This is a genomic window from Marinobacterium sp. MBR-109 (assembly GCF_040547565.1).
Lineage (GTDB): Bacteria > Pseudomonadota > Gammaproteobacteria > Pseudomonadales > Balneatricaceae > Marinobacterium.
In genome coordinates this window covers 334,630-352,941 of sequence record NZ_JBEPPZ010000002.1, presented here as the reverse complement: position 1 = coordinate 352,941, position 18,312 = coordinate 334,630, and the positions used below count along the sequence as shown (strand labels likewise).

The 18,312-nt window shown below is 56.7% G+C and carries 16 protein-coding genes; 6 read left to right on the top strand and 10 right to left on the bottom strand.

Annotated features, from left to right (window positions below):
• The first annotated feature begins 95 nt into the window (after positions 1–95).
• Positions 96–1,292: an enoyl-ACP reductase FabV gene (fabV, locus tag ABIE60_RS04745; protein WP_354468158.1), complete on the top strand. Its 1,197-nt coding sequence runs from the start codon at positions 96–98 to the stop codon at positions 1,290–1,292.
• A gap of 292 nt (positions 1,293–1,584) precedes the next feature.
• A complete protein-coding gene (gene katG, locus ABIE60_RS04740) occupies positions 1,585–3,771 on the top strand; it encodes a catalase/peroxidase HPI (RefSeq protein WP_354468156.1) in 2,187 nt (728 codons plus the stop codon).
• Between the two features lie 88 nt (positions 3,772–3,859).
• Here the strand turns inward: katG and ABIE60_RS04735 are convergent, their stop codons facing one another.
• The 10 genes from ABIE60_RS04735 to ABIE60_RS04690 form a co-directional block, all read right to left on the bottom strand.
• On the bottom strand, positions 3,860–4,675 hold the full coding sequence (locus tag ABIE60_RS04735; RefSeq protein WP_354468154.1) for a class I SAM-dependent methyltransferase: 816 nt from the start codon (positions 4,673–4,675) through the stop codon (positions 3,860–3,862).
• Positions 4,676–4,727: 52 nt separating this feature from the next.
• Complete coding sequence (locus ABIE60_RS04730; protein WP_354468152.1) at positions 4,728–6,416, bottom strand: AMP-binding protein; 1,689 nt, start codon at positions 6,414–6,416, stop codon at positions 4,728–4,730.
• A gap of 54 nt (positions 6,417–6,470) precedes the next feature.
• Complete coding sequence (locus ABIE60_RS04725) at positions 6,471–7,049, bottom strand: peroxidase-related enzyme (protein WP_354468151.1); 579 nt, start codon at positions 7,047–7,049, stop codon at positions 6,471–6,473.
• A gap of 22 nt (positions 7,050–7,071) precedes the next feature.
• Positions 7,072–7,992, bottom strand: coding sequence for a hydroxymethylglutaryl-CoA lyase (locus ABIE60_RS04720; protein ID WP_354468150.1), 921 nt, complete (start codon positions 7,990–7,992; stop codon positions 7,072–7,074).
• The gene (locus tag ABIE60_RS04715) at positions 7,992–9,986 is read right to left on the bottom strand and encodes an acetyl/propionyl/methylcrotonyl-CoA carboxylase subunit alpha (RefSeq protein ID WP_354468148.1); all 1,995 of its coding nucleotides are present in this window, start codon (positions 9,984–9,986) and stop codon (positions 7,992–7,994) included. The genes ABIE60_RS04720 and ABIE60_RS04715 overlap by 1 nt, the downstream gene beginning before the upstream one ends.
• Positions 9,976–10,107, bottom strand: a complete 132-nt coding sequence (locus ABIE60_RS04710) for a hypothetical protein (protein WP_354468146.1) — start codon at positions 10,105–10,107, stop codon at positions 9,976–9,978. The genes ABIE60_RS04715 and ABIE60_RS04710 overlap by 11 nt, the downstream gene beginning before the upstream one ends.
• Before the next feature lie 6 nt (positions 10,108–10,113).
• On the bottom strand, positions 10,114–10,914 hold the full coding sequence (locus ABIE60_RS04705; RefSeq protein ID WP_354468145.1) for an enoyl-CoA hydratase/isomerase family protein: 801 nt from the start codon (positions 10,912–10,914) through the stop codon (positions 10,114–10,116).
• 28 nt (positions 10,915–10,942) lie between these two features.
• Positions 10,943–12,553 (bottom strand): carboxyl transferase domain-containing protein, encoded by a 1,611-nt coding sequence (locus ABIE60_RS04700; protein ID WP_354468143.1) that lies wholly within the window; start codon positions 12,551–12,553, stop codon positions 10,943–10,945.
• Between the two features lie 74 nt (positions 12,554–12,627).
• Positions 12,628–13,794 (bottom strand): isovaleryl-CoA dehydrogenase, encoded by a 1,167-nt coding sequence (locus ABIE60_RS04695; protein WP_354468142.1) that lies wholly within the window; start codon positions 13,792–13,794, stop codon positions 12,628–12,630.
• Between the two features lie 34 nt (positions 13,795–13,828).
• Positions 13,829–14,230: a MerR family transcriptional regulator gene (locus tag ABIE60_RS04690; protein WP_354468140.1), complete on the bottom strand. Its 402-nt coding sequence runs from the start codon at positions 14,228–14,230 to the stop codon at positions 13,829–13,831.
• A gap of 300 nt (positions 14,231–14,530) precedes the next feature.
• Between ABIE60_RS04690 and ABIE60_RS04685 the strand changes: the two genes are divergently transcribed.
• The 4 genes from ABIE60_RS04685 to ABIE60_RS04670 all read left to right on the top strand — a co-directional run bounded on the left by ABIE60_RS04685 (position 14,531) and on the right by ABIE60_RS04670 (position 18,309).
• Positions 14,531–15,352 carry an ABC transporter ATP-binding protein gene (locus ABIE60_RS04685; RefSeq protein WP_354468139.1) on the top strand — a complete coding sequence of 274 codons (822 nt, stop codon included), beginning with the start codon at positions 14,531–14,533 and terminating at the stop codon, positions 15,350–15,352.
• Positions 15,349–16,059 (top strand): ABC transporter ATP-binding protein, encoded by a 711-nt coding sequence (locus ABIE60_RS04680; protein WP_354468138.1) that lies wholly within the window; start codon positions 15,349–15,351, stop codon positions 16,057–16,059. The genes ABIE60_RS04685 and ABIE60_RS04680 overlap by 4 nt, the downstream gene beginning before the upstream one ends.
• A gap of 48 nt (positions 16,060–16,107) precedes the next feature.
• Positions 16,108–17,307, top strand: a complete 1,200-nt coding sequence (locus ABIE60_RS04675) for an ABC transporter substrate-binding protein (RefSeq protein ID WP_354468137.1) — start codon at positions 16,108–16,110, stop codon at positions 17,305–17,307.
• Between the two features lie 114 nt (positions 17,308–17,421).
• On the top strand, positions 17,422–18,309 hold the full coding sequence (locus tag ABIE60_RS04670) for a branched-chain amino acid ABC transporter permease (RefSeq protein ID WP_091827015.1): 888 nt from the start codon (positions 17,422–17,424) through the stop codon (positions 18,307–18,309).
• Positions 18,310–18,312 lie beyond the last annotated feature (3 nt).

The following is an 18,312-nucleotide window of genomic DNA, read 5'->3' as shown; positions in this document are numbered from 1 at the left end:
ACTGACAGGCCCGCGCTGGCGCTGTTGCGAAAACCTCGAATAGGGTATCTTAGGCGCAATTTGTACCCGAACACAGATGGACACTGAATCCGCATATGATTATCAAACCGAAAATCCGTGGCTTTATCTGCACTACTACCCATCCTGTCGGCTGTGAGGCCAATGTGCGTGAACAGATCGCATACACTCAGGCACAGGGCAAGATCGAGAGCGGCCCCAAGCGTGCGCTGATCATCGGCTCTTCCAGTGGCTACGGCCTGTCATCTCGCATCGCAGCGGCCTTTGGCAGTGACGCCGCGACCATCGGGGTGTTTTTTGAAAAGCCGGGCAGCGAACGCAAGACCGGCACGGCGGGGTGGTACAACGCAGCCGCTTTCGACAAGCTGGCCAAGGAAGCCGGACTCTATGCCAAGAGTCTCAACGGCGATGCCTTCTCACACGAAGCCAAACAGAAGGTAATCGACCTGATCAAGCAGGATCTGGGGCAGATCGATCTCGTGGTGTACTCGCTGGCGTCTCCGGTGCGCAAATTGCCGGATACCGGTGAGGTGATTCGCTCTGCGCTGAAGCCGATCGGTGAGCCCTACCGCTCTACCGCCATCGACACCAACAAGGACGTGATTACCGAGGCCGAGATTGAGCCGGCTACCCAGGAAGAAGTCGACAACACCGTCAAGGTGATGGGTGGCGAAGACTGGGAGCTCTGGATTAACGCGCTGGAAGAGGCTGGTGTGCTGGCCGAAGGCTGCAAGACCGTTGCCTACAGTTACATCGGCACCGATATTACCTGGCCGATTTACTGGCACGGCGCCCTTGGCAAGGCCAAGCAGGATCTGGACCGCGCCGCTACCGAGCTGAACGGCCAGCTTTCTTCGGCGCATCAGGGCCAGGCTAATGTGGCTGTGTTGAAATCGGTGGTTACTCAGGCCAGCTCTGCAATCCCGGTAATGCCGCTCTATCTCTCCATGGTGTTCAAGGTGATGCGTGAGCAGGGTGTGCATGAAGGCTGCATGGAACAGGTACACCGCCTGTTCAAGACCGGCCTGTACGGTGACACTGCCCAAATTGATGAAGGCAACCGTTTCCGCATGGATGATTGGGAGCTGCGTGAAGACGTACAGCAGGCGTGCCGTGATCTTTGGCCGCAGGTCACCTCCGAGAACCTGTTTGATGTGACCGACTACCAGCTGTACAAGGATGAGTTCCTCAAGCTGTTTGGTTTCGGTATTGATGGCATAGACTACGATGCGGATGTAAACCCGGACGTACAGTTCGACGTGGACGATATCTGATTTCAATACCCTGTGCCGGTGACAGACTTGGCAAGCCCCGCTGTGAGTAATCGCAGCGGGGCTTTTCGTTTTTGCGCTCTGCAATGTTGGGCGTACATGGAGGAACAGGCCGGTAACGGCTACCTTGAATCAGGCAATCGTGTGTAAACCCTATATTCAATGCAGCTGTTATAGGCGCCTGCTATGGTGAACATAAAGATAATCAACCGTACAGAGTCGGTTTGGGCTGCTAAGTTGTAAGGCAGACAAGATCAAGGTAACACTCAACATCAAATCGAAAGGGAAGACTGATATGAGCCAGAATAATAATTCCACCGGCAAATGCCCGGTGATGCATGGTGCCAACACGGGAGCGTCTGACAGCGTCATGGAGTGGTGGCCCAAGTCACTCAACCTCGACATTCTTCATCAGCACGACAGTAAAACCAACCCGCTCGGCGAGCAGTTTGACTATGCCGAGGCGTTCAAGAAGCTCGACCTTGAAGCGGTGAAGAACGACCTGAAGGCACTGATGACCGACAGTCAGGACTGGTGGCCGGCTGACTGGGGACACTACGGCGGCTTGATGATCCGCATGGCCTGGCACTCAGCCGGTACCTACCGTATTGCCGATGGCCGTGGCGGTGCCGGCACCGGCAATCAGCGCTTTGCCCCGATCAACTCATGGCCTGACAACGGCAACCTGGATAAGGCACGCCGTCTGCTGTGGCCAATCAAGAAAAAATACGGCAACAAGCTTTCCTGGGCGGATTTGATGATCCTGGCCGGTAACATGGCCTATGAGTCCATGGGCTTCAAGACCTTCGGCTTTGCCGGTGGTCGTGAGGACATCTGGCATCCTGAGAAGGATACCTATTGGGGGTCTGAGAAAGAGTGGCTGGCGCCGTCCGGCAGCGAAGGCAGTCGTTATTCCGGTCAGCGTGACCTGGAGAACCCGCTTGCCGCGGTAATGATGGGTCTGATCTACGTCAACCCGGAAGGGGTGGATGGCAAGCCCGACCCGTTGAAAACCGCTGAGGATGTGCGTGTCACCTTCGAGCGCATGGCGATGAACGATGAAGAAACCGTTGCCCTGACCGCCGGTGGTCACACCGTGGGTAAGGCGCACGGCAATGGTGATGCGGAAAAGCTGGGGCCTGAGCCAGAGGCCGCACCCATTGAAGAGCAGGGCTTTGGCTGGATGAATCACACGGCCCGAGGCATCGGCCGCGACTCCGTAACCAGTGGTATTGAAGGCGCCTGGACCAGCGAGCCGACCAAATGGGATTACGGCTATTTCGACATGCTGCTCAACCATGAGTGGGAGCTGACCAAGAGCCCGGCGGGTGCATGGCAGTGGAAGCCGGTGGACATCAAGGAAGAGGACATGCCGGTGGATGTGGAAGACCCCTCCATCCGCTGCATGCCGATGATGACCGATGCCGACATGGCGATGAAGATGGACCCGGAATATCGCAAGATCATGGAACGCTTCCAGAAGGACCCTGAGTACTTCGATGAAGTCTTTGCCCGTGCCTGGTTCAAGCTGACCCACCGTGATCTGGGTCCGAAAAGCCGCTACCTGGGGCCGGATGTGCCGGCAGAGGATTTGATCTGGCAGGATCCTGTACCGAGCGTCGATTACACCCTGGATGATGCCGAAGTTGCCGATCTCAAGGCGAAGATTCTGGCCAGTGGTCTGAGCGTGTCCGAGCTGGTTGCCACCGCGTGGGACAGCGCACGTACCTTCCGTGGCTCCGACTATCGCGGTGGTGCCAATGGTGCACGCATTCGTCTGGCACCGCAAAAGGACTGGGAGGGCAATGAGCCGGAGCGGCTGCAGAAGGTGCTCAAGGTTCTGGAAGGTATTCAGTCAGGTCTTGGCAAGCCGGTCAGCATGGCTGACCTGATTGTTCTTGGCGGTACCGCAGCGGTTGAAAAGGCAGCCCGGGATGCCGGTGTGAATGTAACAGTGCCGTTCGCGCCGGGCCGTGGTGACGCCACTCAGGAAATGACAGACGTTGATGCGTTTGACGTGCTTGAGCCCCTGCATGATGCCTATCGCAACTGGCTGAAGAAGGATTATGTGGTTTCTCCTGAGGAGATGATGCTGGACCGTACCCAGTTGATGGGGCTCACCGCTCCTGAGATGACCGTACTGGTCGGTGGCATGCGTGTACTGGGTACCAACCACGGTGGCAGCAAGCATGGTGTGTTCACGGATCGTGAGGGTGTACTGACGAACGATTTCTTCGTCAACCTGACCGACATGAGCTACAGCTGGAAGCCGACCGGCAAGAACAGCTACGACATCGTGGATCGCAAATCCGGCCAGACCAAATGGACCGCGACCCGAGTGGATCTGGTGTTTGGTTCCAACTCCATCCTGCGTTCCTACGCCGAGGTGTACGCCCAGGATGACAACAAGGAGAAGTTCGTCAAGGACTTCGTCAACGCCTGGACGAAGGTGATGAACGCGGATCGCTTTGATCTGAAGTAAATACCAGGCTCGAAGGGGCCGTCTCAATGCAAAAAAGCCACGTGCAGTGATTGCTGCCCGTGGCTTTTTTATCTTTATCGGCATACGTTCAGTTGCGAGTTGCGACCACTTCCACCACGCGAATGGCGCGGCTCTCAAGGTTCAGTACCAGGTTTTTGCCCATCGTCGCGAAACGGGGCCCCAGTACCATAGTGGGTGACAGGAGGGCACGGATGGCGCCACCGGACTGCTCCTTGTCAAGCTGGCGCTTGCGCCAGGCAAGGGCTTCATCGCTCCAGTCATCAATCCTGACTTCGCTGAAGCCGCTCTGTTGCAGCTGTTGCAGCAGAGTCTGTTGCCGGGTGAGGTGTGAGTGTGCAGCATCCTGCGCCCATGGGACAGGGTAGCGCATCTGCTCAGGATGCTCACCGCACACCACTTCATGCATCAGCAGCGAACCACCGGGCATGAGTACGCGGCAACACTCATCGAGCACCCTCCGGTTGTCCGGCATGTTGAGGAAACTGTGCTGGAACAGGATAAGGTCGATACTCTCATCGACAAAAGGAAGATGGTGGGCATCAGCCGTGATGATGGGGTTACTGACCTGACTGCTAAGGCACCGGTTGAGGCCAAGGTTCAATCGGTTGAAGGCGTGAGTAATATCCAGCCCGATCATGCTGAACCCCAGGGCGGATGCCTGTCGCATCAACCCACCTGCGCCGGAGCCGATATCCAGAATCCGGTTGTGTCGGCCCGGATCGAGATGACGCAGTAGACGTTCGGATGCCTTGATACCGCCGATATGAAGCTGGTCCAGTGGTGCCAGCTGAAACAGGTTGGCGCCTTCTGGATAGGCACTGTGTACCTGCTCAAGTATCCATTCAGGCTGCAGTGACTGGTCGTAGTGCTTGTCGATGCTCATAACTGAAAACGCCGGCCAGAGGCCGGCGTTGGGTCTCCTTCAGGCGGCTGAATCAGTCATCCAGACCCAGCTCGGCAATGGACATTTCGCGCATTTTGAACTTCTGAATCTTGCCGGTTACCGTCATCGGGAAGGCATCGACAAACTTGAAGTAACGCGGAATCTTGAAGTGAGTGATCTTGCCCTTGCAGAACTCGCGCAGCTCCTCAGCCGTAACCTCATCGCCATGCGGGTGAAGCTTGACCCATGCGATCAGCTCTTCACCGTACTTCTTGTCCGGTACGCCCGTGACCTGTACTTCGGATACGGCCGGGTGGGTGTAGAGGAACTCTTCGATCTCTTTCGGGTAGACGTTCTCACCGCCGCGAATCACCATGTCCTTGATGCGGCCGACGATCTGGATATAGCCCTCGTCATCCATGGTGGCCAGGTCACCGGTGTGCATCCAGCCGGCTTCATCAATGGCTTCGGCCGTGGCCTTTTCGTTGTTCCAGTATTTCAGCATCACGCTGTAGCCACGGGTGCACAGTTCACCGATTTCGCCGCGGGGCACAATCTGTCCGTTGCCCGGGTCGACAATCTTGCTTTCCAGATGCGGCTGAGTCCGCCCTACGGTGGAGACGCGCTTTTCGATGCTGTCGTTGGCACCGGTCTGGGTCGAAACCGGGCTGGTTTCGGTCATGCCGTAGGCGATCTGAACCTCTTTCATGTTCATTTTGTTGATCACCTGCTTCATCACCTCGGTGGGGCAGATGGAGCCGGCCATGATCCCGGTACGCAGGGTGGAGAGGTCAAAGCTGGCGAAGTCAGGATGATCCAGTTCAGAGATGAACATGGTGGGTACCCCATAGAGGGCGGTAGCCTTCTGTGATGACACAGCCTCGAGCACAGAGGTCGGATCAAAACCCTCATCCGGATAGATCATGGTTGCACCGTGGGTAATACAGCCTAGGTTACCCATCACCATGCCAAAACAGTGGTACAGCGGCACCGGAATCACCAGTCGGTCTTCGCTGGTGAAGCCCATGCTCTCGGCAACGAAAAAGCCGTTGTTCAGAATATTGTGGTGCGACAGGGTTGCGCCCTTGGGAAAGCCAGTGGTGCCGGAGGTATACTGAATGTTGATGGGATCATCAAACTGCAGCGTGGCCTGCAGGTCAGCCAGTTCCTGTTCGCTGACATGTTCAGCCAGCTCCAGCATGTCAGCCCAGCGCCACATGCCGGCGTGCTTCTCGTCGGAGAGGTTGATGATGCACTCAAGGTCAGGCAGCTTTTGCGACTTCAGCTTGCCATCGGCGCAGGCCTTCAGCTCAGGTGCCAGTTCGTACAGCATACCGCGATAGTCGGAAGTCTTGAAACTGTCGGCGGTGATCAGGAAGCGAGCGCCTGACTGGTTCAGAGCATATTCCAGCTCATGGGTACGGTAGGCCGGGTTGACGTTAACGAGGATCGCACCGATCTTGGCCGTGGCGATCTGGCTGACAGTCCATTCAGAGCAGTTCGGCGACCAGACACCGACCCGGTCACCCTTGCGCACGCCCATGGACAGGAGGGCGCGAGCGCACTGGTTGGCGTGCTGCTGCAGTTCACGATAGCTCCAGTGTACATTCTGGTGCAGCACAATCAGTGCGTCATTGTCGGGGTAGGTGTTGGCAATCTCATCGAACTTGTCACCGATGGTCATGCCGATCAGCGGTTTTTCAGCGGTGCTGCTGGTGTAGCTTGGTAGTGGTTTGCTCATCGCTATGACTCCGATTTTTGTTGTTATCCGGACAGATGAAAAGATGTAGGCCGCTTAGCGGAACCGTCCGTGGTATTCAGGGTTTGGCTGCATGTCCACCGCGCTGGCAACACGGTTGGTCATATTGTAAAAGCCGGCAACGTTGGCGATGTCCCAAATGCCACGCTCACTGAAACCGGCATCGCGCAAAATTTGACGATCAGCTTCGGCGATTTCGGCCGGCGCAACGGTCAGTTTATGGGCAAAATCCAGCATGGCGCGCTGACGTGGCTCAAGTTCCGCCACACGGTAGTTCATCACCATCAGCTCACCGAGGGCCGGGTCGCCCGAGTACTCGCGTACGGCGGCGCCATGTGCGGTGAGGCAGTAGTAGCAGTTGTTGTTTGAAGAGACGACCACGGCGATCATTTCGCGCTCCAGCGGCGTCAGCTCGCTTTCACCGAACATCAACTCGTTATAGAAGCGGGTGAAGACTTCAAACTGGGCCATGTTCTGGCTGTAGGCCTTAAGCACATTGGGCACCATGCCCAGTTTTTCATCGCATTTACCAAAGTATTTCTGCACATCCTCCGGCAACTGGTGGCGTTCGGGGATCGGCAGATCCAGTGCAGTAACATGATCGGGCTGAGACATCCTGTTTATCCTCTCGTTATCGTTATTCTGCGGTCTGTGTGCAGCGTTCACCCATGGCCTGTGCAACCTTTGAACCGTTGTGGCGACCGAGTTGAGCGGTGATCCAATGGCCGGTATCGACCACGGCCTGCAAATCAACACCGGTTTCAATGCCAAGACCCTGCAGCAGGTAGAGCACATCTTCGGTGGCCACATTGCCGGATGCGCCCCTGGCATAGGGGCATCCCCCCAGGCCTGCCGTGGAACTGTCGATGACGGCAATGCCTTCTTCCAGTACCGCATACAGATTGGCCAGTGCCTGACCGTAGGTGTCGTGGAAGTGGGCGGCCAACTGACTGACCGGCACCTCTTTGGCCACCGCTTCGAGCATGCGTTTGGCCTTGAGGGGCGTGCCCACACCGATGGTGTCTCCGAGTGAGATCTCGTAGCAGCCCATGTCAATCAGGTCGCGGCTGACGCGTGCAACCTGTGCCGGGTCGATATCACCCTGATAGGGACAACCCAGAACCGTCGAGACATAACCGCGCACGCGGATGCCTTCGGCACGGGCCCGCTCGATCAACGGGAGAAAGCGCTCAAGGCTTTCGGCAATGGAACAGTTGATGTTTTTCTGTGTAAACGCCTCTGAAGCGGCGCTGAACACGGCAACCTCTTCAACCCCGGACGCGATTGCACCCTCCAGCCCCTTCAGGTTGGGGGTCAGGGCTGAATAGATCACCCCGGGCTTGCGCTCAATACCCGCCATGACCGCAGTTGCATCACCCATCTGGGGTACCCACTTGGGTGATACAAAGCTGGCGGCTTCAATATGACTCAGACCGGTGGCACTGAGGCGGTTGATCAGCTTGACCTTGATTTCCGTGGCAATGACCGATCCCGGCTCATTCTGCAGGCCGTCCCGTGGTGCCATCTCGACGATGCGGACCTGTTGCGGGAACGCCATCAGGCTGCCTCCTCTGAGTCGAGTTCAAGTGCGATCAGTTCGGCGCCTTCCGACACCAGATCGCCTTCGGCAAAGAACACTTCACTGACGCTGCCATCGGCCGGCGCCTTGATCGCGTGTTCCATCTTCATCGCTTCCATGATCACCAGTGTCTGGCCCGATTTGACGCGATCACCGGCCTTCACCATCACTGCAACCACCGAGCCGTTCATGGGTGCCTGAAGTCCGCCTTCACTGACTTGATCTTCCAGGCCGAACTGCTCACGATGCAGCGCACAGTGGAAGGTTTCTCCTTCATGGAACAGTACCAGCTGATCCTGATGCATCTCGCCATGCAGGCTCATGCGGTGCCCATTCAGTGTGGCCTGCAGGCGATCATCCTGCAGCGACGCCTGCACGTCATAGCGGCTGTCGCCAATACGGATCTCATAGCCCTGATCGCGTTCCAGTACTTTCAGTTCATGCATCACATCGTCACTGAGCAGTGTCATCGGCCGGGCGTACTCCGAGTTCAGGCGCCAGCTGTTTTGGCGAGCGAACGGGGAGAAGGGGTCGGATGGCAGGGTCTGTTCCGCCTTGCTGCGCAGCAGGAAGAAACAGGCGCTCAGTACCAGGGCACGATGTTCATCCAGGTGAGGAGCCGGGAACAGCAGGGCTTCGTGCTTGACGATAAAACCGGTGTCCAGCTCTTCATTGCGGAACGGTGCCGAATCGGCCAGTGCATGCAGGAAGCGGGTGTTGGTTTTGACACCACTGATACGGTATTCCTCCAGCGCCTGTACCATCCGGTTGATGGCGGCCTCGCGGGTGTTATCCCATACGACCAGCTTGGCGATCATCGGGTCGTAGTGGATGCTGACCTCATCGCCCTCAACGACACCGGTATCCACGCGGACATGGGCATTTTCATCCGGGGTGCGCAGGTAGCGCAGGGTGCCGGTGGCCGGCAGGAAGTCATGATCCGGGTCTTCTGCGTAGATACGGGCTTCCAGTGCGTGCCCGCGCAGCTGGATCTGTTCCTGTTGCAGCGGCAGAGGCTCGCCATCGGCAACACGCAGCTGCCACTCGACCAGATCCTGACCGGTGATCATCTCAGTGACGGGGTGCTCGACCTGAAGGCGGGTATTCATCTCCATAAAGTAGAAGGAACCATCCACGTCATACAGGAATTCGACCGTACCGGCACCGACATAGTCGATCGCCTGGGCTGCGCGTACGGCGGCTTCACCCATCGCCTTGCGAGTCTCGGGGCTGAGTCCCGGTGCAGGTGCTTCTTCCAGCACCTTCTGGTGACGGCGCTGAACCGAGCAGTCACGTTCGGCCAGATACACCCCCTTGCCATGGCTGTCGCAGAACACCTGAATCTCGACGTGGCGGGGCTGGGTCAGGTATTTTTCGATCAACATGTCCGGGTTGCCGAACGCGTTTTTCGCTTCGCGCTGGGCAGCGGCCAGGGCATCGTCGAATTCGCTCATCGCCTCAACCACGCGCATGCCCTTGCCGCCACCACCTGCGACCGCCTTCAACAGCAGCGGGAAGCCACATTTCTCGGCTTCGGCACGCAGCAGATCCGGAGACTGATCATCGCCATGATAACCGGGTACCAGCGGCACGCCGGCATCCTGCATGATCGCCTTGGCGGCGGACTTGGAGCCCATGGCCGCAATGGCTGAGGCGGGCGGACCGATAAAGACGATATCGTTGGCTTCACAGGCCCTGGCAAAGTCGGTGTTCTCGGACAGGAAGCCGTAGCCTGGGTGAATGGCCTGGGCACCGCTGGATTTGGCGATCTCGATGATCTTGTCCGCACGCAGATAGCTTTCACTGCTCGGGGCCGGGCCCAGCAGGAAGGCTTCATCGGCCATGGCAACATGACGTGCATGACGATCCGCTTCCGAATAGACGGCAACACAACGGATGCCGAGGCGGTGGGCGGTCTGAATCACTCGACAGGCGATTTCGCCACGGTTTGCGATCAGTATTTTATTGAACATGTGAGGCCTCCGTGTCGAGATCGCCTGCATGTGCTGCGCACATCGCCATGCGATTTGGCTTCGCCGCCAGTTGCGTGTGCAACTGGTCACCACTGTTAGCAATCAAAATTTTGTTAAACATGGCAAATTATTCCTCGATCCAGTTCGGTTTGCGTTTGTCGAGGAAGGCGCTGAGCCCTTCCTGACCTTCTGCGCTGACACGGATATCGGCAATGCGGCGGGCCGTGTCATCAATGACCGACTGGTCAATGGTTTTCTGGCTGACGGCAAAGATCAATTCTTTCGCGGCATGCATCGCCTGAGGGCTGTTGCGGCGCAGCTGGGCAATGAAGCGGTTGCAGGCTTCATCCAGCAGGTCGGCATGGGGCACAACCTGGTGCACCAGTCCGGCGTCAGCCGCGATTTTGGCGCTGAAGGGCTCAGCGGTGAGGAAGTAACGACGTGACAGTCGTTCGCCCAAAGCCCGCACCACATAGGGGCTGATCACCGCGGGAATCAGGCCGATCTTCACTTCACTGAGGCAGAACGAGCTCTGCTCAGTGGCGATGACGATGTCGCAACAGGCGGCAAGTCCTACGGCACCGCCGTAAGCGGCACCCTGTACCAGCCCGATGGTGGGTTTGCTGTGGTTGTTCAGCACTTCCATCAGGCGGGCCAGCTGACCGGCATCCTCAAGGTTTTCCTGATGGCTGTTCTGGGCCATGCGTTTCATCCAGCCCAGGTCAGCTCCGGCGGAAAAGTTGCGGCCGTTGGAGCGCAGCACCAGTACTCGCACCTCGGGGTTGCGATCGGTGGTCTCCAGTGCTTCGATCAGGGCGGCAATGATACTGTCGTCGAAGGCGTTGTGTACCTCAGGCCGGTTCAGCGTCAGGGTTGCCACCCCCTGGTCGGAGATCTGCAGCAATACGGCGTTATTGTTATTGTCCATAGCGCTTTCCTTATTATGTCTCGACCGATTACATGCGGAATACGCCGAAGCGGGTCTCTTCAATCGGCCTGTTCAAGGCTGCCGAAAGCCCCATGCCGATCACATCACGGGTCTGGGCCGGGTCGATGACGCCGTCATCCCAGAGGCGGGCACTGGCGTAATAGGGATGGCCCTGATGCTCGTAGGTGTCGATAATCGGTTTCTTGAACGCCTTCTCTTCATCGGTCGACCACTGCTCACCGCTGCGCTCCATGCCATCGCGCTTGACGGTTGCCAGCACCCCAGCAGCCTGTTCGCCACCCATGACCGAGATGCGCGCGTTGGGCCACATCCAGAGGAAGTTGGGGCTGTAGGCACGGCCGCACATGCCGTAGTTGCCGGCACCGAAGCTGCCGCCGATCAGAACGGTCAACTTGGGCACGTTGGCACAGGCAACTGCGGTTACCATTTTCGCACCGTGCTTGGCGATACCGTCTGACTCGGCCTTCTGGCCCACCATGAAGCCGGTAATGTTCTGCAGGAAGAGCAATGGAATCTTGCGCTGGCAGCACAGTTCGATGAAGTGGGCACCTTTTTGGGCTGAGTCACCGAACAGAATGCCGTTGTTGGCGATGATGCCGACCGGGTAGCCGTGAATATGGGCGAAGCCGGTTACAAGGGTGGTACCGTAGTACTTCTTGAACTCGTCAAACTCCGAGCCGTCCACGATACGGGCAATGACTTCACGCACATCGTAGGGCTTGCGCAGATCCGTGCCGACCACGCCATAGAGTTCATCGGCCGAGTAGAGTGGGGCGACAGGTTTGCGCAGGTTGAGATCATTCAACTGCTTGCGGTGGTTAAGGTTCTTGACGCAATCACGAGCGATCTGCAGCGCGTGTTGATCGTTTTCGGCGTAATGGTCGGCGACACCGGAGACCTTGCAGTGCACATCGGCTCCGCCCAGATCCTCGGCGCTGACCACCTCACCGGTAGCCGCTTTCACCAGCGGTGGGCCGGCCAGGAAGATGGTGCCCTGATTGCGCACGATGATCGATTCATCCGCCATGGCCGGTACATAGGCACCGCCGGCGGTACACAGGCCCATCACCACGGCGATCTGTGGAATGCCCATGGAAGACATGCGCGCCTGATTAAAGAAGATGCGACCGAAGTGATCGCGATCAGGGAATACCTCATCCTGACGCGGCAGGTTGGCACCACCGGAGTCCACCAGATAGATGCAGGGCAGGTGATTCTGCTCGGCAATTTCCTGAGCGCGAAGGTGTTTCTTAACCGTAACCGGGTAGTAGGTGCCGCCCTTTACGGTGGCATCGTTGGCGATGATCATGCACTCCACGCCGCTGACACGGCCGATGCCGGTGATGATGCCGGCGGCTGCGACCTCTTCATCGTAGACGTTGTATCCGGCCAGCTGGGACAGCTCAAGGAAGGGTGAGCCTTCATCGATCAAGGTGTTGATGCGCTCGCGAGGCAGCAGTTTACCGCGGGACAGGTGGCGCTCCTGATTTTTAGGGCCGCCGCCCTGCTCGATCATGGATACCTTATCGCGCAGGTCGGCGACGGCCGCCGCCATGGAGTCGTGATTGGCACGAAACTCGTCCGAGCGCGGGTTAACTTTACTGTGCAATTGGGTCATCAAAATGCTCCCCGTTCTGCCGGGCAGACGGGCTGCCCGGGCGGTGTCGATTGTTCTTGTTGGTTGAGGAAAGCTTATTTGTTGAGGAACAGCTCGCGGCCGATCAGCATGCGGCGAATCTCGGACGTGCCGGCACCTATCTCGTACAGCTTGGCATCACGCAGCAGGCGTCCAGTCGGGAATTCATTGATATAGCCGTTGCCGCCGAGCAGCTGGATCGCATCAAGTGCGACCTTGGTAGCCATTTCAGCGGAGTAGAGGATGGCACCGGCAGCATCCTTGCGGGTTGTTTCGCCACGGTCGGCGGACATCGCGACCATATAAACGTAGGACTTTGCGGCATTCATCTGGGTATACATGTCGGCCACCTTGCCCTGCACCAGCTCGAATTCGCCGATGGCCTGACCGAACTGCTTGCGGTCACGGATATAGGGTACAACGATATCCATGGCCGCCTGCATGATACCCAGGGGGCCGCCAGACAGTACCAGACGCTCGTAGTCCAGGCCGCTCATCAGCACCTTCACACCGCCATTCAGTTGGCCGAGGATGTTTTCCTTCGGGACCTTGGCATCCTGGAACACCAGCTCACAGGTGTTGGAACCGCGCATGCCCAGCTTGTCCAGCTTCTGTGCCTGGGTGAAACCTTCAGTATCGCGTTCAACGATAAAGGCGGTGATGCCTTTCGGGCCGGCGGCAGGATCGGTCTTGGCATAGATGACATAAACATGAGCGTCGGGGCCGTTGGTGATCCACATCTTGTTGCCGTTTAGCACATAGTGATCACCGGCATCGCGAGCGGTCAGCTTCATGGACACTACATCGGAGCCGGCATTGGGCTCGGACATGGCAAGGGCACCGATATGCTCGCCGCTGAGCAGTTTAGGTAAATACTTGGCGCGCTGTTCATCGTTACCGTTACGGTGAATCTGATTGACACAGAGGTTGGAGTGAGCGCCGTAGGACAGCCCGACCGAAGCGGACGCGCGACTGATCTCTTCCATCGCGATGACGTGGGCCAGATAACCCATTTCAACACCACCCCATTCTTCCTTAACAGTGATGCCGAGCAGACCCATATCGCCAAACTTGCGCCAGAGATCGTTCGGGAACAGGTTGTCGTGATCGATCGCTTCGGCGCGGGGGGCAATTTCCTGAGCGGCGAAACTGTTGATCTGTTCGCGCAGCATGTCGATGGTTTCGCCCAGTCCAAAGTTCAGTTCAGAATATGCAGAGATCATTATGTCCACCTTTGATTGTGATGCCGTGATCCAGTCACTCGGCCGTCATCTTTTTTTGTTGTAATTCGGTTAGTGCTTCGCGGCAGCGGGTTTCTGCGCTGTCCAGCTCAAGCTGGACCATTGCAATGTCATTCAACTGCTGCTCCAGTTCCGCACGTTTGGTCGTGATTGTCTTGAGCATCAGGTTGAGCTGTTTTTCACTGCCACTGAGCGTTTCATCCCAGAGGTCAAACAGTTCCTTGGTCTCGGCCAGAGAGAACCCAAGGCGCTTGCCGCGCAGAATCAGTTTCAGTCTTACCCGATCCTTGCTGCTGTAAATGCGCGTCTGACCACGACGTGTTGGGTGCAGCAATCCCTGGTCTTCATAGAAGCGGATGCTGCGGGTTGTTACATCAAACTCGCTGGCCAGTTCGCTGATGGAGTAGGTTCTACTCATGTGGCTCTGAATCCTGTTGCTTATCGTGTATATGCAGGCTAAATGAAGTTTACGTTAACGTAAAGTGTCGAAAAATTAATTTTCATTGATGATGCGGGCGGGTGTTTTTATTTAACGTATTGTAATTAAAGGAATATATGGGTGATTGGTCTGTATTTTTCTTTCTTTGTTAGACTAAAGTAGTAATTGTATTCCCCTAAGGTAAATTGCTAGTTTGCGTCCATACCTTACGTTCAGGTAAGAATCCGACGCCAAGTGCGAAAAGCCAGCATAAAAACAACAAAGAGGCTTGGTTTACACATGAGTGCAGACTACGTTCTCGAAACCCGTAATCTTGTAAAAGAGTTTAAGGGTTTCACCGCGGTAGATGACGTCAACCTTCAGGTGACACGCGGAAACATACACGCCCTTATCGGCCCCAACGGAGCCGGTAAGACCACAGTTTTCAACCTGCTGACCAAGTTTTTGATTCCCACAACGGGTCAGATTCTATTCAATGGCCGTGACATCACGCCCATGAAACCGGCTGCCATCGCTCGTGCGGGTGTGGTGCGCTCCTTTCAGATATCAGCGGTGTTTCCACACCTTACGGTACTGGAAAATGTGCGTATCGCGCTTCAGCGCAAGGAGGGCAATAGCTTTCATTTCTGGCGCCCGCAAAGGGTACTGGACAAACTCAATGATCGTGCCGTCGAATTGCTCGAATCGGTGGGGTTGGCTGAGTTTGCGGACGCTCAAACGGTTGATCTTTCCTATGGGCGCAAGCGTGCCCTGGAGATTGCGACCACATTGGCGCTTGAGCCTGAGCTGATGCTGCTGGATGAGCCCACTCAGGGGATGGGGCACGAAGATGTGGGGTTGGTTGCAGACCTCATCAAGAAAGTATCTGAAGGTCGAACCATCCTGATGGTTGAGCATAACCTTCATGTCGTCTCCAAGCTTGCTGACAAAATTACAGTGCTTCAGCGTGGCGCCATCCTTACGGAAGGTGATTACGCAACGGTGTCCGCAGATCCGCGGGTGCGTGAGGCCTATATGGGGACGGCTGCCAGTGAGGAGCAGGATCGAGCCAACGAACAGGCAGCCAGGGATGCCGCAGCGGCAGAGGAGACTCAGGCATGAGTACTTATGGCGAGAAATTGCGTATTGACGACCTGCATGCCTTTTATGGCGAGTCCCATATCCTGCATGGCATCGACATGAATATCATGCAGGGCGAGCTGGTTACGCTTCTGGGCAGAAACGGTGCCGGACGCAGTACCACCTTGCGCGCCATCATGAACATGGTGGGACGCCGTACCGGCTCGATCAATATCAATGGCAATGAAACCATCAATATGCCGGCGCACAAGATTGCCCACCTCGGGCTGGGCTATTGCCCCGAAGAGCGTGGCATCTTTTCCAGTCTTAACGTGGAGGAGAACCTTTTGCTGCCGCCGGCAGTGCGTTCCGATGGCATGAGCGTTGAGGAGCTGTACGAGATGTTCCCCAACCTTTATGAACGCCGATACAGTCAGGGCACTCGCCTTTCGGGCGGGGAGCAGCAGATGCTTGCCCTGGCGCGTATTCTGCGCTCGGGTGCCAATATTCTGCTGCTGGATGAGATTACCGAAGGCCTTGCGCCGGTAATTGTGCAGAAGCTGGGTGAGGTACTGGTTAAGCTTAAGGAGCGAGGCTTGACCATCCTGCTGGTGGAGCAAAACTTCCGTTTTGCTGCCCCCATCGCCGACCGTCACTACGTTATGGAACACGGTCATATCGTTGAGGAAATTCAAGCCAGTGAGCTTGAAGCCAAAACAGAGCTCCTGAACACCTATCTTGGGGTTTGATCCCTTAACTGAGAAATAAAAATAACAATGCTCGACAGGAGAGTAACGATGAAAATGATGAAAAAGACCCTTCTCGCTGCATCCGTTGCCGCTTTCGCGTCTTCAGCTGCCATGGCCAACGTCTCCGACGGCAAGGTCAAGATTGGTGTGCTGGCAGACATGGGCGGTGTATACGCGGATATCTGTGGCAAAGGCTGTGTGACCGCGATCGAAATGGCGGTTGAAGACTTCGGTGGCACCGTTCTGGGCGCACCGATCGAAATCGTCAGTGCTGACGACCAGCTCAAGCCGGACGTGGGCTCTGCCATCGTGCGCAAATGGGTAGAAAACGAACAGGTTGATGCGGTTGGTGGCCTGGTATCATCCGCTGTTGTGGGCGCTGCTACCAAGGTAACCACTGAAGCCAAGAAGATCGCCCTGATCTCGACGGCTGCTTCCAACGCGTTTACCACCAAGCAGTGTTCTCCGTACAACGTGCACTGGACCTACAACGTAGTGGCACTGGCCAACGGTACGGTTAAGCCGATGGTTGAAGCTGGCAAGAAAAAATGGTTCTTCATCACGGCTGACTATGCCTTCGGTCACGCGCTTGAAGGCGTTGCCACCAAGGTTATTCAGGAGAACGGCGGTGAGGTCGTAGGTGCAGCGCGTGCACCGCTGGGCACAACTGACTTCTCTTCCTACATCCTGCAGGCACAGTCTTCCGGTGCTGACGTAGTGGCCCTGGCCAATGCGGGTGGTGATACGGTTAACTCATTGAAAGCTGCGTCCGAGTTCGGTCTGACCCAGATGATGGACGTGGCCGGTCTGTTGGTATTCACCCCGAATGCCCAGGCGATGGATGCCAATACAGCGGGTGGCATGCGTACCACAACCGGTTTCTACTGGGATTATGATGATCAGACTCGTGCGTGGAGCAAGCGCTTCATGGAACGTCACGGCGCCATCCCGGCGATGGGACATGCCGGTGCCTACTCCATGACCATGCACTACCTGAAGGCGATTGAAGCTGCCGGTACGGATGAATCCGATGCCGTTATCAAGAAGATGAAAGAGATGAAGCCGGATGACTTCTTCTCCCGCAATGCAACGCTGCGCAGCGATGGCCGCATGGTTCACGACATGTACTATGTCGAAATCAAGAAGCCTGAGGAGCGCCGTGATAACAATGACATCTTCAAGGTCGTGAGTGTGATCCCGGGTGATCAGGCTTTTGCTCCGGTGCTGCCTGAGTGCGACTTCAAATAACAATAAGAGTTAAACCCTGCAAAAACTCTGTCCTGCTGCCCTGAATCGGGCGGCAGGGCAGCCTGACGGCTGCTTCTGGCCGCAGGATCAGGCAGGTGAGAACGGGACAAGGCTATGGCGACATTTCTCGGTATCAATCTCTTTGGTCTTTTCGGCCAGCTGCTGGTCGGTCTGATCAACGGGTCATTCTATGCTCTGCTCAGCCTGGGGCTGGCAATCATCTTTGGTCTGCTCAAGATCATCAACTTTGCTCAGGGTGCCATGTACATGCTGGGTGCCTTTGCTGCCTGGATGGCGCTGAACTACTTCGGCATCAACTATTGGGCTGCACTGGTGATAGTGCCGCTGGTGGTTGGCTTTGTCGGTATCCTGATGGAACGGTTTTTGATCCGTCCCATTGCAAATGAGGATCATCTTTACAGTCTGCTGCTGACCTTCGGGGTTGCGCTGATTCTGCAGGGGCTGTTTACCCATCTGTACGGCTCTTCAGGTATGTCGTATACCATTCCTGACGCATTGCGTGGCGGTACCAAGCTGCCGTTCATGTATCTGCCGGACTATCGTCTCTGGATCATCTGTGCCTCGGTCGTGGTCTGTGGCCTGACCTGGTGGATGATTGAGAAAACCAAACTGGGCGCCTATCTGCGTGCCGGTACCGAGAACCCGCAGTTGATGCAGGCGTTTGGTATTAACGTTCCCTTGATTGTGACACTGACCTTTGGCTTCGGTGTGGGTCTGGCCGGCCTTGCCGGTGTCATGGCAGCCCCGATCTACTCCGTGTCACCGGATATGGGCTCCAATATTCTGATTGTGGTGTTCGCCATTGTGGTGATCGGCGGTATGGGCTCCATTGGTGGCGCAATATTGACGGGTCTCGGCATGGGGGTCATCGAAGGTTTGACCAAGTATTTTTACCCGGAAGCGTCCAATACCGTCATCTTCCTGGTCATGGTGATTGTATTGCTGGTGAAACCGGCCGGTCTGTTCGGTAAGGAAGCCTGAGGG

Excerpts from the sequence above, each read along its gene's own strand:
- ABIE60_RS04730 (WP_354468152.1), bottom strand. The coding sequence starts at position 6,416 with ATGAGCAAACCACTACCAAGCTACACCAGCAGCACCGCTGAAAAACCG.
- ABIE60_RS04685 (WP_354468139.1), top strand. The coding sequence starts at position 14,531 with ATGAGTGCAGACTACGTTCTCGAAACCCGTAATCTTGTAAAAGAGTTT.
- ABIE60_RS04695 (WP_354468142.1), bottom strand. The coding sequence starts at position 13,794 with ATGATCTCTGCATATTCTGAACTGAACTTTGGACTGGGCGAAACCATC.
- ABIE60_RS04710 (WP_354468146.1), bottom strand. The coding sequence starts at position 10,107 with ATGTTTAACAAAATTTTGATTGCTAACAGTGGTGACCAGTTGCACACG.
- ABIE60_RS04675 (WP_354468137.1), top strand. The coding sequence starts at position 16,108 with ATGAAAATGATGAAAAAGACCCTTCTCGCTGCATCCGTTGCCGCTTTC.
- fabV (WP_354468158.1), top strand. The coding sequence starts at position 96 with ATGATTATCAAACCGAAAATCCGTGGCTTTATCTGCACTACTACCCAT.
- ABIE60_RS04690 (WP_354468140.1), bottom strand. The coding sequence starts at position 14,230 with ATGAGTAGAACCTACTCCATCAGCGAACTGGCCAGCGAGTTTGATGTA.
- ABIE60_RS04700 (WP_354468143.1), bottom strand. The coding sequence starts at position 12,553 with ATGACCCAATTGCACAGTAAAGTTAACCCGCGCTCGGACGAGTTTCGT.
- ABIE60_RS04715 (WP_354468148.1), bottom strand. The coding sequence starts at position 9,986 with ATGTTCAATAAAATACTGATCGCAAACCGTGGCGAAATCGCCTGTCGA.
- katG (WP_354468156.1), top strand. The coding sequence starts at position 1,585 with ATGAGCCAGAATAATAATTCCACCGGCAAATGCCCGGTGATGCATGGT.
- ABIE60_RS04670 (WP_091827015.1), top strand. The coding sequence starts at position 17,422 with ATGGCGACATTTCTCGGTATCAATCTCTTTGGTCTTTTCGGCCAGCTG.
- ABIE60_RS04680 (WP_354468138.1), top strand. The coding sequence starts at position 15,349 with ATGAGTACTTATGGCGAGAAATTGCGTATTGACGACCTGCATGCCTTT.
- ABIE60_RS04705 (WP_354468145.1), bottom strand. The coding sequence starts at position 10,914 with ATGGACAATAACAATAACGCCGTATTGCTGCAGATCTCCGACCAGGGG.
- ABIE60_RS04720 (WP_354468150.1), bottom strand. The coding sequence starts at position 7,992 with ATGGCGTTCCCGCAACAGGTCCGCATCGTCGAGATGGCACCACGGGAC.
- ABIE60_RS04725 (WP_354468151.1), bottom strand. The coding sequence starts at position 7,049 with ATGTCTCAGCCCGATCATGTTACTGCACTGGATCTGCCGATCCCCGAA.
- ABIE60_RS04735 (WP_354468154.1), bottom strand. The coding sequence starts at position 4,675 with ATGAGCATCGACAAGCACTACGACCAGTCACTGCAGCCTGAATGGATA.